Here is a 15118-nt window from a genome sequence, read left to right as displayed (position 1 = left end):
TGGATCGGGCGCCCACGCATTGCATAAGCCGGATACTCCTGCTCAAATTCTTCCGCCCATTTTACATGGACGGCTACCGTTGCTTCAATGCGCTGTTTCCGCTCCTCTGAAATTACGGGGAGTGCCCATTCCAGTTGTTTGTACTGTTCGGGCGCCGTCCTTTCCATCATAAACGCATACTTATAAAACAACAGATTCTTTCCCTCTTCACGGGCCTTGCACAGATCCCCGTAATAGCTGTCCAATACCTCTTCCGGCCAGACAAGGAACTGGCTTTTTCTCATGATATAGAACGTCTTCCAGTCATCCTGGCATGACGCCCTTCCGCCCTCATTGTTTACCTTTTGAAACTGACTCCATTCCTCTTCGACTATCTTTCTTATATTACTCATATTTTTTACCCTACAAGTACCGGCAATGACCGAATCCGCTGATCCTGTATGCAGGACATCACTGCATAACCATGTTCTTCGAGATAATCCGATGTGCTGCTGCTTATACCCTGGTTCAACAGTTCTTCTCTTATCAAATCCGCTATCTGCTCCACCATATCAACCATCTGATCAGCCCGGTTCAGTTTATACCGGCAAGCCTTCCATTTACTCGAATCCCAGTGACTATCGTCCAAAACTCCGGCTGCCATATTCTTCAAAAGCTCTCTGACCCTGCCAAGCTTTGGCAGCTGTTCCATGCCTCTCCACATCCATTTATAATATGGACAGTAAACACGATTCAGAAGAAATACTATAGCAATGGCATTTCTCATGAATTCATCAAGAGCAAATTTTGCTGCTACAACATCATGCCGCCACATCATGCGTGCATAATTGCACTGCCCGGAATGTGCCATCCTGACTGCACAGGCTGCAATCTTTTTCAGCCGTACATCTTCAGGATAATAATTAAGAAGCTTCCTGCGCACATCAGTAAACATGCCCAGATTATCCTCGAACACCTCTCCGTTTGTAGCAACCGCATAAAAATGTTCCGGTATCCTCAGCCAGTCTATCAAACTCTCCGGTATCGTATCCCTGGTAAGAAATTTTTGATAAAAGCCCTCAATCTCCAGAATCCCCCGGCGCCCCGCAGACTGCTCTCTGATAATATTTGCGCTGATGCCTTTGTATTCTTTCGGAAGTGACTCATAGATCTCGGTCATACTCTCCCCTGCCTGGGTATATATATTCCTCGGTAACCATACACAAAAGGACGGCCCGTAATCATGGTCCATGGAAATCTGGTCATCAAAACCAAAGCACTCTGATCCTTCTCCCACAAGACCGACCGCGGCTTTCTTCATATACTCAGGAAACAACTCCATCAGTATCGGTTTACCAATATTCTCATAATATTCCCGCGACAAATCAAGACCCTTTATCTTAACTTCTAATCCGCTCAACTGGCTCATCACCTATTCTCTCCGTTCAGCAAAGCCTGAACGCCCTTGTAATTCCGCTCCAGACGTTCATAATCTGCATTCCTGCCAAAATACTTCATTGTCTCATTCATTGCTTTTTCATACAATTCCAGCGATCCCTGCAGGTCCTTTTTCAAATAAGCAATATACGCCTTCATAGCCAACACGCTGCAAAAATGAGTACTATCTCCCTTTCCCTCAAAAAGTTTCAACGCTTCATCCATACATGCATCCGCTTTGACAATATCAGGCTCTGCACTTCCTAATAACACACCTGCCAGATTGCTGTAAGCAGCAGCACATTCATCCCAGACTTCCGGAATTGCCTTCAACACATCAATCGCTTTCTCACAATACCGCATGGCATCCTCACTTTTTCCAAGCTCCAGATATGCCACTGACATATTATTGTATAAGGCGCCTCCACGGTATTCTTTCTCAACTCCCTGTTTGCAGTAAATCTCTTCCACCTTCTGGTAGTGGGATAATGCTTCTTTTGCCTGACCGGCAGCCCGATATACATTCGCTACATTCAGATATGTAGTAATTCCTTCTGCCGAATCTCCTATCGCGTTCTCTTCCGTAATCTGCATTGCCCTGAATGCATAATCCCATGCTTTACTAAGCTGACTGATGCTGCGGTAGTATCCCATCAATTCATTAATTATAGAAAGCTCTGTCTTCCATTCTTCCTCTGACTGTGCAAGAGAAGCCTGCTCCTCAAGATAGGCTGCCGCCTCTCTCTGCTTTCCCGCCGCAAACAGTGCATCAGATTTTTCAAGTATGTCCTTGATTACCATCCTTCTTCCTCCCTTCTTATAAAGCGATACTCCTTCGCTTATTTTTTACCATTCAATTCCTTATTCAGAACACGATAAAAACATCTGTGATATACCACTAATGCTCCAATAAAGCATATTACATCTGTAGTCGGCTGACCACTTGCCACACCCTTCATGCCAAAAATATAATTCAAAAGGAATGTGATCGGGATATTGAATACAAGCTGACGAATCGCAAGCATTATCAGTGAGTAATGCCACTTTCCAACGGCCTGGCAGAGCGTACTCACCAGAAGCACAATCGCCATGAACGGTGTACAGAGCATATATTTATGCATGATCTGAACTCCCGCATCTATCGTGGCCGCATCATTAATAAAGATTTTAATAATACCTGCACTGAAAATCAGAGAAAGTATCATTATCGCCCAGGCGAGCGCCTCCGTAATGAGGAATGCGCATTTGTTAACATCCCGCACACGCTTAAAATTCTTAGCTCCATAATTGTATCCGATGAGAGGCAGAACCCCCTGCGCCACGCCGTGAACCGTATATATAGAAATAAAGCTGATGCGGTTAACAACGCCCCAGCCCGCTACTGCAGCATCGCCGTACAGAGAATAAAGTGAAGTTTGTATGATACAACCTGTGGCACCAAGCACTGTCAAACAGCCGGATGGCAGTCCAACCAGTATAATATCTTTTATCAGCTTCCAGGATACACCTCCCTGGAACGGTTTCAGTGTTATATAAGACGTCTCACGTATCCGCATATAGACAACAATTAAGAAAATCAACGATACACAGTTAGAAATCAATGTTGCTATGGCCGCACCCGCTACGCCCATATTTGCTCCGAAGATAAAGATAGGATCAAGGATGCAGTTTAACAGACCTCCCAGCATAAGCCCGCTGCTTGCTATCTTTGCATGTCCTTCAGCGCGCAGCAGATTACTCATAACTATAGATAAAACTGTAGGGATTCCTCCAATAACGAACACAATCAACATGTATACAGATGCCGACTCATAAGATTGTTCACTGGCTCCGGCCGCATAAAGAAGCGGTCTCTCCAGTATTTGGAATAAGACGCATATAACGGCCATGAATATAAGGCTGCCCCAGAAGCCATGAGAAGAGGCTTTTGATACCCGGTCATAATCCTTTTCGCCAAGTGCCCGTGACATTACACTGTTCGTACCGACGCCCCACAGGCTTGAAAATGCGTTCAGAAACTGAAAGTACGGAAAAGCCACCGTAAGTCCTGCAAGCTGGGAGGGATTATTTAACATACCGACAAAAAGTGTGTCCGCCAGGCTGTAGATAATTGTAATAAGAGTACTGGCAAGCGAAGGAAGAACAAATTTGCTTACCGCCTGGGGTACCGGAAGTACCTCAAATACTTCCTTGTTCACTTCTTTTGCCATTTAAAAGACTTCCTTTCTGAAATTATTTCCAGCAGCTATATTCACCAGTAAGAGTAAAATATTCTACACTGTCAAGAACAAGATAGTGCGCTCCAATAGTCTCTTCTGTATAGGTTGCTTTTACTATTGGATGTTCCATAGCTTTCGCAATAATCTCTTTATCCGTTACCAGCTGTGCTTTGCCTTTGATGCGCAGCCATCTCTCCTGTGTACTGGCACAGATTTCAAAATCTGGTTTTGCTTCTATCTGCTTAGCCATCGCCTTCGTTGTACTAATCGCAATGATCAGCTCATCTTTTATTTCTTCAATATATAAAAGAGGCCGAACTCTTGGCATTCCATCTTCAGTTGTAGCAAAAAAGAAAAAACCAGCCTCACTTAAAAAATCCAGTATCTTTTTATTTAACTCTTTGTTTTCCATAACATATCCTCCATAATTAGAAATTTCTTTCACGGGGATCAATAGATTTGCGCGTTGTCAGGATTGGTATATCCCCAGCTGCATCTATTGTAATAGTCTCCGCAAGCTGTATAAGATCTTTATCTACAAAAAAAACATATCCTGATTCCATCGCAATGATATCATCCGGTTCCGATGAACCTGGAACAAGCCGGAGTTCATCCCTGCATGCGTTACAAGTAGGTTTGATATGCTGGATCTTAAATTTCTTTTCACCCTTGGATGCAAATGTTGTCTCCAACATCTTCTTACCTTCTTTGGTTATCTTAATCATACCCTGTCCTCCTTATAGAGATCTTTTAAAACACAAGATGAATTTTGGATTTTTGAGCGCCAACCATTTCCAGTGCCAGTGCCACTGCCGCCGACCGGCTCCGGACTCCCATATTATCAAAAATATTTGAAAGATGTTTTTTTACCGTACTTACACTCAGATTCAAAATATAAGCAATGTCTCCATTGCTTTTCCCCTGACACAGCCAATATGTAACTTCCGCTTCACGTTCCGTAAAGCCATGTCCTTTCAGTATTTTCATGTCCGACTCTTTCTCTGGTATCGGCTTAATCACGCCCGCTATTTCTGCGTTACCAGCCTCCATGAGGGTATCGCAAAAATAGGCATAGTTTTTCCCAATCAGCCATAAATCATGTCGTTTTTCCGCCTCCCAGAATTGATCAAACATGTCATTGTCCTGAAAATGCATAGTTACGATACGGGTTAATGGTTTCTCGGAAAAAACTGCCTGATTAAATTCAACCGGTCTGTTGTTCTCATCCAGAATCAGCTTATTGAGAAATACGGCCCCCACCGTGTTTGACAATTCTTCGACTGCCGGCACAATATCGCTAAAATAACGCTTTGGTAACATTATCTGATTATGTGCTATTAAAAACATACACGTTCCTCTCTCCCATAAAATCCAAATTAAATAGAAGTCACATCTCGTTTAACACGTGGAGGGCTACCGCACAGGCTGAGAATTTCCTCCCCCAGGTGATAACCCTTCACTATTTTTATTAAATTACTTTGCGGCTGCTGGTATTTCGCCTAATTCTGGTTCAGCTTTCGGCTGTTTTCCCCATAAGAATGTCTTTATCTTACTAAGGAACAGTTTTCTCCAGAAATTAAGCATCGTTCCTACACCAAGAGCTGCAATGATGGTTCCAATCCAGATCCCCTGATAGCTATGTAAAAATACCAATGAAAGGATTAATGATGTTGCAACGATACACAAATCAAATATTCTCTTCACATTTCCCAGCGGTTTCTTAACCAGCCAGGCAAAGGCAACTGCCAGTGCATCCGGCGGAATCGCCATAATATCTGCTTCCAGATATGCCATCAGTCCCAATCCCAGGATAACAACACCGATAAGTATGAATACCAACTGGATATACCATTTATCCGGTGTCCCAAGCGGAGAAATCAGCCATTTACTGAAATCTGTAAAATATCCGAACATAATAGCCGCCGGAAACTGCAAAATATAAACAGCTTTAAATTCCTTACGATAAACGATTGCTTCAATTATAATATAACATCCGTATGCAATCCAGGTTCCGGTACCAACACTGATATTCAGAATTCTGCCGACTACATAAGGCAACGTTGTGACTGGTGAAACACCAAAATTTGAATTTACGGCAAATGCAATGCCGAGGCTCATAATCCACAGGCCAATCACATAGATCAGCAAGCGCTTAATACTCATTGGCTTGCCCAAAAACTTGACTTTACTCATTATTAGGAGTCCCCCTTTTCAGTTCCGCCTATCTTACAAATCAGGCCATAAGACCTAAAAATGTCACGGATAACCTCCATACGCTCATCTGAAGGGGATTCCACGTCTTCTCCTAATGGATATTCCCGTCCAAGACCTGTGTATTTGCCCATTCCCATACGATGATAGGGCAGAATATGAATCTCTCTTGCACCTATTTCTTTCGCAAACCTAGCAGTCGCGTCCATGTTTTCATTTGTATCATTCGCACCCGGAATAACCGGGATGCGAATGATTACTTCTGTATTCGTCTCATCCATAATTCTACGAAGATTATCCAGAATCAATTCATTGGATACACCTGTCAGTTCTTTGTGGGCTGCCGGATCCATATGCTTCACATCGTAAAGCGCCAGATCCGTATATCTTAATACAGGTTCAAATTTATCCCATGCCACATATCCACATGTCTCTATAGCTGTATGGATATAATTCTCCTGACATTCACTAAAAAGTTCTTCTAGAAATTCTGGATGCATCAAAGGTTCGCCACCGGATACGGTAATACCTCCGCCGTTACTGAAGAATGGCTCATCGTGTAAGATTACATCCATTACCTCATCGACTGTCATAGGTTTACCGACTTTCTCGATTGCGCCTTCATAGCAGGCGTGCTCACATACGTCCTGATTTTCACAAGTAACGCAAGTATCGTGATCGAATACCGGATTATCACCGATCTTATCCGGCAGCTTAACCGCTCCTTTGGTGCAAAAGCTTACACAACGATAACAATGTACACAAGTGCTAGGGACGTGGATGATATCGGATCTAAAAACCTGTGATTCCGGATTCGCACACCATTGACAGCTCAGCGGGCATCCCTTTAAAAATACGGTTGTCCTTACACCAGGACCGTCCTGGATAGAAAATCCCTGGATATTAAATACAAGGGCTGTTAAATCACTCATAATCTCTCTCCCTATTGTTTTACTCAAACATTGTAATCAAATTTTACCATGTCTGGCTGGTACGTGCAATAATCTCATCCTGTACAGCGTCTGCCAATGTTACAAAGTAAGCACTGAAGCCTGCAACACGTACGATCAGGTCTTTGTTCTCTTCCGGAGCTGCTTTAGCTGCCAGCAGTTTTTCCTGAGTTACACAGTTGAACTGACACTGGTAACCACCCTCATCAAAGTATGTCTTAAGAAGAGTCAGGAATTTATCAATATTCTCTTTTCCGGTCAGAGCAGTCGGATGGAACTTCATGTTAAAGTGAGTAGAACCATATACTACAGGGTCAATCAGCTTAACTGCGGAGTGGATAACTGCAGTCGGTCCGCTTGTATCTGTTCCAGGTGTTGCAGAAAGTGTAGCATCTGTAAATGTCTCGCCTGCTTTTCTTCCATCCGGTGAAGCCCAGCTTCTCATACCAAACGGATAATGTCCTGTTACTGAGTAAGCTGAAGGTGTAATAGTCGGACGGCCCATGTAGTCAGGTCTGCGGTTATGAATCTCAGCAAAGTCAACATGTAACTGACGTCCGATATCATCTACATAATCAATATCGTTGCCGTACTTCGGTGCTTTCTTACACATATTCTGAATATCTTCATGACCTTCCCAGTTAGCTGCAACTGCTTCAATAAGCTGTTTCATAGTAATTGCTTTGTCATCATAAACAAGTTTCTTAATTGCTGCCAGACAGTTTGTTGTGTCAACATTACCGGAGATACAGATTCCATCACCCCAGTTGTATCTTGCGCCACCGTCTACAACGTCCATACCTCTTGCAAGGCAGTCATATGTAACTGCGGAAAGCAGCGGACACGGGAAGTCTCTCATAACGTTCCACTCTAATGTGGAGATATCACGGCAGATCAGTTCCCAATACTCATAGTATTTAAGCAGCTGAGCATAGAAGTCTTCCCATGTCTCGCACTCACAAGGATCGCCGTAAGCTGGTCCGATATGTTTGCCGCTCTTGAAATCAATACCATTTGAAAGCATGAATTCAAGAGGCTTAAACATATTGAATCGAGCTTCCCATGCACCATCTGTGTATCCTGGGATAACTGACTGTACACAACCTGAAACAGCCTGGTTACGGATATCTTCGATTGGGCCATGCTCATGAAGCAGACGACGTTTCATAGCAACTTCCTGGCCATGGAATGATGGCTGTCCAATACCTGTAGCAACGAGTTCTGCACACTTAACAAGGAATCTATGTGACAGTTTATTATGATACATACAAGCCAGAAGCGGTTCCGGGCACTGTGCACGGCGCTGTGCTTCTACTACCAGATAATCAAGTTCATTTGTAGCATCTTCGCCGGTCTTAGGATCAAGTCCACCGATGGTCAGCTGCTGAGCAATACGGCTTGAATTCCACAGAGCCAGCTCAGGAGACATAACGAAGTTCTGTGTGTTAACTTTCAGGAACCAGAACTGGATCATATCGATAGCTTCGTCATCTGTGATGCGGCCTGCGTCGATATCAGCTTTGTAGCAGCGATACATATACTGTGGGAAACGAAGCGGTGCATGGTCAACTGTCATACACAGGTTCTGCCATCCGCCCATGGTGATGAACCACAGAGCCTGGATTGCTTCCTTAAAAGTACGTGCTGGATTTCCTGGTACCCAATCACATGTCTCAGCCATTTCTTCCAGTTCAGCCTTACGTGCTGGATCTTTCTCAACTGCCGCAGCTTCTCTTGCTGCATCTGCATAACGGTGTGCCTGAAGGATCAGGGCTTCACAGGAAATGATACAAGCCTCGTAGAATTCCCATTTCTTGTAATCCGGCATCGGGATAGCAGACTCATTGAATGTATTTTCTTCAGGAACTTCACCAGCTAATGGGTCCGGACGGTCAACATTCCAAACTTTCAGTCTTGACTGGTAGTCTTTACACTTTGCAATAATAGAATTTAATCCTTCATTAATGACTGTATCGTGATCCGGGAATGTTGTTGTTCCCATATCATCGTCAAAGTTAAGGCCTACACCAACATCAATCAATTCCTGAACATCAAGTCCATAACGAGCCTTAATGATCGGACGAACACGGTCTTTAACTGCATTGCCTACCCAGAATTCTCCACATTTGCTGATGATCTCTTTTTCTTCTTCTGTAGCGATTGCTGATCCTCTCTGGAAAGCAAATTCGTCACGGTCGATTGCCCACTCAAATTCTCTGAACGGCTGGAAATAACTTCCGTATGTAAAATCAGTTAAATGTCCACAAATCGGGTTGTCATCGATCCATACCTTCTTCTCACGGCTCAGACGATCAAAGACCATAGCTTTCAGCATGTTAGGGCTCTTTGTAAAGCCATATCTCTGATAGATCTCAGTTTCGATGATAAGCTTACGCGTATCAATGTGTGGCTCTGTAGCAAATAATTTTTCCTTTGCTGCTTTCAATCTCGGTGTTAAATCGTCTCTCTTTGTGTAATTAAGTGTAACCTTTTTAGACATTCGTCTACCTCCTTCTGAAACTGTTTTCTTCGTTTCTAACTGACTTAATAATAAATGAATATAAAAAAAACCACCATACTACTTTCGGCTACTTTTTTGTATATATCGCCTCAGTTCGAAGTGGTTTCAAAAATATTTTGTTTATTTTACACAAATAAATCCATTCCTCCCGTCCGGATGCACGCAGCCGCAGGGGATTCGAATGTGGTCTGCTGCGGAGCGTTCAGGGAAATGGGATAAGCGGCTTCAATAAAATTTCAGGTGAAATACGGACCATTTTCCGAACCACAAGTTCGGAAAATGAGCAGACCCGCAGGCAAAAAGTCTTTCAGACTTTTTGACAAGTGTCCGCGATGTCCGCTATTTCACCTGAAATTTTATTTAGCCGCTTACCCATTTCCCTGAAGCCCCGCAGCAGACCACATTCGAATCCCCTGCGGCGAACCTGCTCCAAACTCCCGACTTTTATTCATACCGCACCATCTCGCGTTTCAATCGCTGCATGATTTTTTTCTCCAGCCTGGAGATATAAGATTGTGATATCCCCAGCAGATCCGCCACCTCCTTCTGAGTCTTTTCCTCCCCTTCGGGATTATCAAGGCCAAACCTCATTTTTACAATCATTTTCTCCCTGCTGGACAGTTTGTTGATTGCTTTTACCAGAAGCTTTCTCTCCGCCTCATTTTCCAGATCCTTATATATGGTGTCCTCGTCTGTTCCCAGAATGTCCGACAGAAGGAGTTCATTGCCGTCCCAGTCTACGTTAAGGGGTTCATCGATCGATACTTCCATTTTGGTTTTGCTGTTTCTGCGCAGGTACATGAGGATCTCATTTTCAATACACCTGGATGCATAGGTGGCCAGCTTGATTTTCTTTGTCGGATTAAATGTATTGATGGCCTTAATCAGACCAATCGTGCCTATGGAAATTAAATCTTCCACTCCGACTCCTGTGTTGTCGAATTTTTTGGCTATGTAAACGACCAGACGAAGATTGTGCTCGATCAGAAGCTTCTTTGCTTCCTGATCGTACTCGGAACCAAGATGTTCTATCACTTCTGTTTCCCTTTCTGTCTCCAGCGGGGCTGGCAGCACCTCGGATCCTCCAATATAATGTATCTCTTTGTGGTTAGGGAAGAAAATACTTCTGATGTCTGGTATTACTTTCAGTTTAAACTGCTGGGGTACTGCTACTTTTACAACCATTTTATATGCCTCCTAATAAGTCAGGATTTAAAATCATCTGATATTCTTCTTGTTCTGAAACATGCTCCTCGCAAACGCCGATGACCGGTCTTTCTATCCACTGCTCTTCTTCCAGATGGATGCACATTTTCCGAATTCTGAAAACCGGCATAATGCTTTCCTTTCCGACAGTACGGTATGGTATGTAATGGAAACCGTTTTTCATGTCAGCATCTGTCAGAATGGATTTTGCAAGAGCTTTATCTACTACACTTACCGGTTCTTTCGACACGTTGTCTTCCAAACCGTTTCCCGTGTCAATTAACGCCTTTACTTTTTGTTCTCCTGCACTGGTATACAGTGTAATCTCACATATTTTTTTCTGCAGGGTCCTGAGCCTGGTAAGAAATTTCCAGATTCCCCGTATCAGATAATAACTGCCCACAGCCGCCGCAAAGAAAAGACTTCCTGTGCGCGCATATGGACGCAGTGCCTGGAGGATCCCCCCATACAGAAATGCTGCGATATACAACAGACCAAATGCTTTCCAAAACTGCTTTTTTCCTTTGACTCTTAATCCTGTTTTAATCATGAATGTATTGATAACCGCGTGGAATATAATTAATTTTATGACACCCGGCATCGGCACCGCTGTCACAGCACATGTCAGTCCTGCCCCCAGCGCTCCGCCCAGAAAGATGCATCCATGTGTGGTAGGACATTTCAGCACCTGGTTCACAGACAAAAGCAAAAGGGAATCCATCATAAAATTTACAAGAAACAACACGTCTATGTATAATTCATAGTACATGTTCCACCCTCTTTCTCGTTGGTACTAAATCGATTTGGCACTCAAGCAAGACTTATTATATATTGCATGTTACTGAAATTTTGTCAGATACTGACGGGAAAAACAGAAATTGTTTCGACATTCACAAAAGAATATACATACTGCAGATAAACCAATTTGGCACATAAAAAGCAGGAGCTCCGCTGTACGCGGTTCCCCTGCCTGTCTCTTTTATTGTACTTGTCCAGTCTCTTATTTCTTAAAGAAATCCGGGATCTTGATGGACTGTTCCTTTACCTTGCTTGACGGTGTTCTCGGCTGATCCAGGGTAGGCATTGTGCCTCCTGCTGTTCTGCCTGCTGATGATCCTGCCGGTCTTGGAGATGCTGTTCTGCGCTCCGGATCAATGGAACTTCTGCTTACCACATCGCCTGACGGAAGGATAGATCCAACCTTCTGCTGTCCTTCCAGTCTTGCTTTTAACTTGGAAGAGCTGCCGCCTACGTTATGTAAGCCGGTAGCGATAACAGTAATTGTTGCCTCATCAGATCTGGAATCATCATACATAGCACCGAAGATGATATTCGCATTCTCTCCTGCAAGCTCCTGTACATATTCAGCCGCATCGGATGCATCCATAAGAGTAATATCCCCGGAAATATTGATGATAACATGGGATGCTCCCTGAATAGTGGTCTCGAGCAATGGACTGGCAACAGCCTGCTTTACAGCTTCCAGTGCCTTGTCGTCTCCGCGGCCTGCACCGATACCGATGTGTGCGATACCCTTGTCCTTCATAACGGTCTGGATATCTGCGAAGTCGAGGTTGATCAGTGAAGGTACATTGATCAGGTCGGTAATACCCTGAATACCCTGTTGCAGCACTTCGTCAGCTTTCTTAAGTGCTTCCGGCATTGTGGTCCTTCTGTCTACTACTTCAAGCAGCTTGTCATTCGGGATGACAATCAGCGTATCTACATTCTCTTTTAACTTGTCAATGCCTGAAAGGGCATTGGCCATACGTGTTTTAGATTCAAAACGGAAAGGCTTTGTAACGACACCTACTGTCAGTGCGCCCTGTTCTTTTGCAATACGTGCAACGACCGGAGTAGCTCCTGTTCCAGTTCCGCCTCCCATACCACATGTTACGAATACCATGTCGGCACCTTTGAGTGCGGCAGATATCTCTTCAGAACTCTCCTCTGCAGCCTTCTCCCCTACTTCCGGCTGTGCACCTGCGCCAAGGCCCTTTGTAAGCTTCTCGCCTATCTGCATTAAAGTTGGTGCTTTACATAACTGGAGTGCCTGTTTATCTGTATTGATTGCTATAAATTCGACACCTGCAATCTGCTCATCAATCATGCGGTTTACTGCGTTATTACCGCCGCCGCCGACTCCGATAACAATTATTCTTGCAGCTGCTTCTGATTCGTTGGTTTTAATTTCTAACAAGAGTATTTCCTCCTTTGTCGTCCTATTAATATTATTTTATACATCCCTGTATGCTTGAACGATATAATTCAATAAGTATATAATATAGTCTTTTCGATAAATAATCAATAGATATTTGTGTATTTTCTGATTTTTTTATTCAATTCACTGGGCCTTTATTTTCTTGTGTCAGACCCCGGGAAGGCTTTTTTTACGCGGTTCTGCAAATATCTGTAGTCCTGCATCCTACGGTTCACCTGTATCCTGTCCATCCGCCTGGCCTGTGGAATCCTGTGCTTCACCTGTATCCTGTCCGTCTTCCTGTCCAGTTGTATCCTGCGGCTCACCTGCGTCCTGCCCGTCTTCCTGCCCGGCTGTATCCGCCCCTTCCTGCGCCTCCTTCGGCACAAACCGCACTGACTGTCCAGAGGTGTCATAATTCTCCAGATGCAGGGTCCCCTGCTTGTCCGGATACTGCTCTGTCAGTTTCTGCAGAATCGGAGGCACCTGCGCGAGACGCACTTCATAATTCGTCTTTCCCAGCAGTACTTCTACATTACCGAAGTACAGGTTCAGTTCACTGCCCGAACAGGTGATTCGGTCCGGGGAAAGTTCATATTTTACCAGAAGCTGTGAAATCTCCACAATGCGTTTGAATACATTTTTATCTGAAACCGGCAGAACCTCACCCAGCTTCACCTTAGAAGCATCTATATCCATGCCTTCAATATATGCAGCCTGCTCTATCTTATCTGTGGTTGCCAGCACGGCCGTACCGTCTTTATCAAAATACAGGTACTGATTGTTATAATCGATATATCCGCTTATCTCCTTTTCTTTTACAGTAACCCGTATAGTCCAGGGGCTCCTGAATGAAATTTTAGAAGATTCCACTACCGGAAGCTGTTCTACACCGCCTTTATTGTACTTCCACCAGACATAGACCGAATTTACGGCATACTTGTCTTCTCTCAGCCAGCCAATGACGTCATTTTCAGTACAGTATTTGTTGCCTTTGACCTCTATCTTTTGTATATGAAAAAGAAGCATAAAAGCAAATACAATAATCACGATTCCAAGAATAAATGTCAGCAGGCCAAGAAATACTCCCCGCCGTTTTTTCTTTTTACGCTCCGGCGGGCGGTATCCTTCCTTATATAATACTTCGTTTATATAGGCCTCATCATCGTATTCTTCATATTGCTCACGCCTGCTCTGCCTTTTGCGTTTCATCTGTCGTCCTCCTTACCTTGTTCTGCAGCTATACTGCAGCACCGTCCGCAGGACATGTATTACATAATGTCCCTCTGGACGCTTTATATCCACTGTCCTATTCTATCAGATTGGAAACACTTAGCACAAGCCCCATTTCCAAAAGAAGGAACATAACGGATGTACCCCCATAACTGATAAAGGGAAGTGTAATTCCGGTATTTGGTATTGAATTGGTTACAACTGCTATATTCAGGATCACCTGAATCATCATATGTGCCATTGCCCCTGCAGCAATCAGTGCTCCCATCAGGTCTTTGGCATGAGTCGCTATGACGAAAAAACGCCAGATCAGAATCAGGAAAAGCAGAATAATCAGGCTGGCACCCACCAGACCCAATTCTTCACATATAATAGAGAATATCATATCATTCTGTGCCTCGGGCAGAAAACCCAGTTTCTGTACGCTTTCTCCCAGTCCTCTGCCGAAGAGGCCGCCGGATCCGATGGCATACAGTCCCTGCAGCGTCTGATAGCCTTTTTCGTATAGTTCCGGATTCCTCCAGATGGCCAGACGTTCGAGGCGATAGCTTTCCAATGCCAGAAAGATTCCCATAAAGCCGCCCCCAGCCACGATCATCCATACAAACTGTGCATATTTGGGGCTTGCCACAAATATCAGGACTGCCGCGATTCCCATAATAATGATCGCAGTGCTCAGGTTGCTGGCACCGACCAGCCCCACAATAGGAAGAACCGGAATCATTACCTTTATGAGGGTTGTCAGCTTTCCCATCTTTTTCACATTCTTTGTAACCAGGCAGGCCAGAAACAGAATGACAGCCACCTTTGCAAATTCCGACGGCTGAAATGAAATAGGCCCCAAAGACAGCCATCTTTTGGACCCATTGTACTCGTCTCCTATAAACATAACTGCAACCGATAACAGAATCGCTGTCAGGTAGCCCAATCCTGCCAGAGGTACCCATTTATGATAGTCAATCCTGGACACGATCAACATTCCTGCCAGCCCCAGTGCAGTTGCAAATCCCTGTTTCTTCAGATAATAAAAAGAATCGTGGAATTTTACCCGCCCATTATAGGCACTGGTACTGTATAGAAGAACCAGCCCTATTACCACCAGAAGTAATACGACAATCAGCAGCGTGTAATCATACTGCCTCTTTTTAGCCGGACGCTCCAA

Annotated in this window: 15 protein-coding genes; all 15 read right to left on the bottom strand. The window is 44.1% G+C overall.

Going from position 1 to position 15118, the window contains the following annotated elements:
* Nucleotides 1-392, bottom strand: a 392-nt coding sequence (locus HMPREF0240_RS19355) for a DUF4125 family protein (RefSeq protein WP_009005105.1), incomplete at its 3' end; no start/stop codon positions are given.
* 5 nt (nt 393-397) lie between these two features.
* On the bottom strand, nt 398-1399 hold the full coding sequence (locus HMPREF0240_RS19350) for a DUF4037 domain-containing protein (protein WP_157134262.1): 1002 nt from the start codon (nt 1397-1399) through the stop codon (nt 398-400).
* A gap of 8 nt (nt 1400-1407) precedes the next feature.
* Entirely contained in the window at nt 1408-2217 is an 810-nt protein-coding gene (locus tag HMPREF0240_RS19345; RefSeq protein WP_035314218.1) for a tetratricopeptide repeat protein, read from the bottom strand.
* 38 nt (nt 2218-2255) lie between these two features.
* Nucleotides 2256-3626: an MATE family efflux transporter gene (locus tag HMPREF0240_RS19340; protein WP_009005104.1), complete on the bottom strand. Its 1371-nt coding sequence runs from the start codon at nt 3624-3626 to the stop codon at nt 2256-2258.
* 22 nt (nt 3627-3648) lie between these two features.
* The gene (locus HMPREF0240_RS19335; protein ID WP_050794577.1) at nt 3649-4047 is read right to left on the bottom strand and encodes a pyridoxamine 5'-phosphate oxidase family protein; all 399 of its coding nucleotides are present in this window, start codon (nt 4045-4047) and stop codon (nt 3649-3651) included.
* 16 nt (nt 4048-4063) lie between these two features.
* The gene (locus tag HMPREF0240_RS19330) at nt 4064-4360 is read right to left on the bottom strand and encodes a hypothetical protein (protein WP_009005102.1); all 297 of its coding nucleotides are present in this window, start codon (nt 4358-4360) and stop codon (nt 4064-4066) included.
* A gap of 25 nt (nt 4361-4385) precedes the next feature.
* The gene (locus HMPREF0240_RS19325) at nt 4386-4982 is read right to left on the bottom strand and encodes a helix-turn-helix transcriptional regulator (protein WP_009005101.1); all 597 of its coding nucleotides are present in this window, start codon (nt 4980-4982) and stop codon (nt 4386-4388) included.
* Nucleotides 4983-5108: 126 nt separating this feature from the next.
* On the bottom strand, nt 5109-5828 hold the full coding sequence (locus HMPREF0240_RS19320; RefSeq protein WP_035314216.1) for a DUF6198 family protein: 720 nt from the start codon (nt 5826-5828) through the stop codon (nt 5109-5111).
* A gap of 2 nt (nt 5829-5830) precedes the next feature.
* Nucleotides 5831-6778: a glycyl-radical enzyme activating protein gene (locus HMPREF0240_RS19315; RefSeq protein WP_009005099.1), complete on the bottom strand. Its 948-nt coding sequence runs from the start codon at nt 6776-6778 to the stop codon at nt 5831-5833.
* A gap of 43 nt (nt 6779-6821) precedes the next feature.
* Nucleotides 6822-9296 carry a pyruvate formate lyase family protein gene (locus HMPREF0240_RS19310; protein ID WP_009005098.1) on the bottom strand — a complete coding sequence of 825 codons (2475 nt, stop codon included), beginning with the start codon at nt 9294-9296 and terminating at the stop codon, nt 6822-6824.
* A 465-nt stretch (nt 9297-9761) separates the two neighbouring features.
* Nucleotides 9762-10502, bottom strand: a complete 741-nt coding sequence (gene sigE / locus HMPREF0240_RS19305) for an RNA polymerase sporulation sigma factor SigE (RefSeq protein ID WP_009005097.1) — start codon at nt 10500-10502, stop codon at nt 9762-9764.
* A gap of 1 nt (nt 10503) precedes the next feature.
* A complete protein-coding gene (locus tag HMPREF0240_RS19300; protein ID WP_035314214.1) occupies nt 10504-11292 on the bottom strand; it encodes a sigma-E processing peptidase SpoIIGA in 789 nt (262 codons plus the stop codon).
* A gap of 231 nt (nt 11293-11523) precedes the next feature.
* Nucleotides 11524-12723 carry a cell division protein FtsZ gene (gene ftsZ / locus HMPREF0240_RS19295; protein WP_035314213.1) on the bottom strand — a complete coding sequence of 400 codons (1200 nt, stop codon included), beginning with the start codon at nt 12721-12723 and terminating at the stop codon, nt 11524-11526.
* A gap of 225 nt (nt 12724-12948) precedes the next feature.
* Nucleotides 12949-13935, bottom strand: coding sequence for an FtsQ-type POTRA domain-containing protein (locus HMPREF0240_RS19290; RefSeq protein WP_009005095.1), 987 nt, complete (start codon nt 13933-13935; stop codon nt 12949-12951).
* Nucleotides 13936-14032: 97 nt separating this feature from the next.
* The gene (locus tag HMPREF0240_RS19285; RefSeq protein ID WP_009005094.1) at nt 14033-15118 is read right to left on the bottom strand and encodes a putative peptidoglycan glycosyltransferase FtsW; all 1086 of its coding nucleotides are present in this window, start codon (nt 15116-15118) and stop codon (nt 14033-14035) included.

Origin of the sequence: Clostridium sp. D5, assembly GCF_000190355.1 — a bacterium.
Taxonomy (GTDB): domain Bacteria; phylum Bacillota; class Clostridia; order Lachnospirales; family Lachnospiraceae; genus Faecalicatena; species Faecalicatena fissicatena_A.
This window is presented reverse-complemented; position numbering and strand designations above follow the sequence as displayed.

Excerpts from the sequence above, each read along its gene's own strand:
- HMPREF0240_RS19345 (WP_035314218.1), bottom strand. The coding sequence starts at position 2,217 with ATGGTAATCAAGGACATACTTGAAAAATCTGATGCACTGTTTGCGGCG.
- HMPREF0240_RS19340 (WP_009005104.1), bottom strand. The coding sequence starts at position 3,626 with ATGGCAAAAGAAGTGAACAAGGAAGTATTTGAGGTACTTCCGGTACCC.
- HMPREF0240_RS19335 (WP_050794577.1), bottom strand. The coding sequence starts at position 4,047 with ATGGAAAACAAAGAGTTAAATAAAAAGATACTGGATTTTTTAAGTGAG.
- HMPREF0240_RS19330 (WP_009005102.1), bottom strand. The coding sequence starts at position 4,360 with ATGATTAAGATAACCAAAGAAGGTAAGAAGATGTTGGAGACAACATTT.
- HMPREF0240_RS19325 (WP_009005101.1), bottom strand. The coding sequence starts at position 4,982 with ATGTTTTTAATAGCACATAATCAGATAATGTTACCAAAGCGTTATTTT.
- HMPREF0240_RS19320 (WP_035314216.1), bottom strand. The coding sequence starts at position 5,828 with ATGAGTAAAGTCAAGTTTTTGGGCAAGCCAATGAGTATTAAGCGCTTG.
- HMPREF0240_RS19315 (WP_009005099.1), bottom strand. The coding sequence starts at position 6,778 with ATGAGTGATTTAACAGCCCTTGTATTTAATATCCAGGGATTTTCTATC.
- HMPREF0240_RS19310 (WP_009005098.1), bottom strand. The coding sequence starts at position 9,296 with ATGTCTAAAAAGGTTACACTTAATTACACAAAGAGAGACGATTTAACA.
- sigE (WP_009005097.1), bottom strand. The coding sequence starts at position 10,502 with ATGGTTGTAAAAGTAGCAGTACCCCAGCAGTTTAAACTGAAAGTAATA.
- HMPREF0240_RS19300 (WP_035314214.1), bottom strand. The coding sequence starts at position 11,292 with ATGTACTATGAATTATACATAGACGTGTTGTTTCTTGTAAATTTTATG.
- HMPREF0240_RS19290 (WP_009005095.1), bottom strand. The coding sequence starts at position 13,935 with ATGAAACGCAAAAGGCAGAGCAGGCGTGAGCAATATGAAGAATACGAT.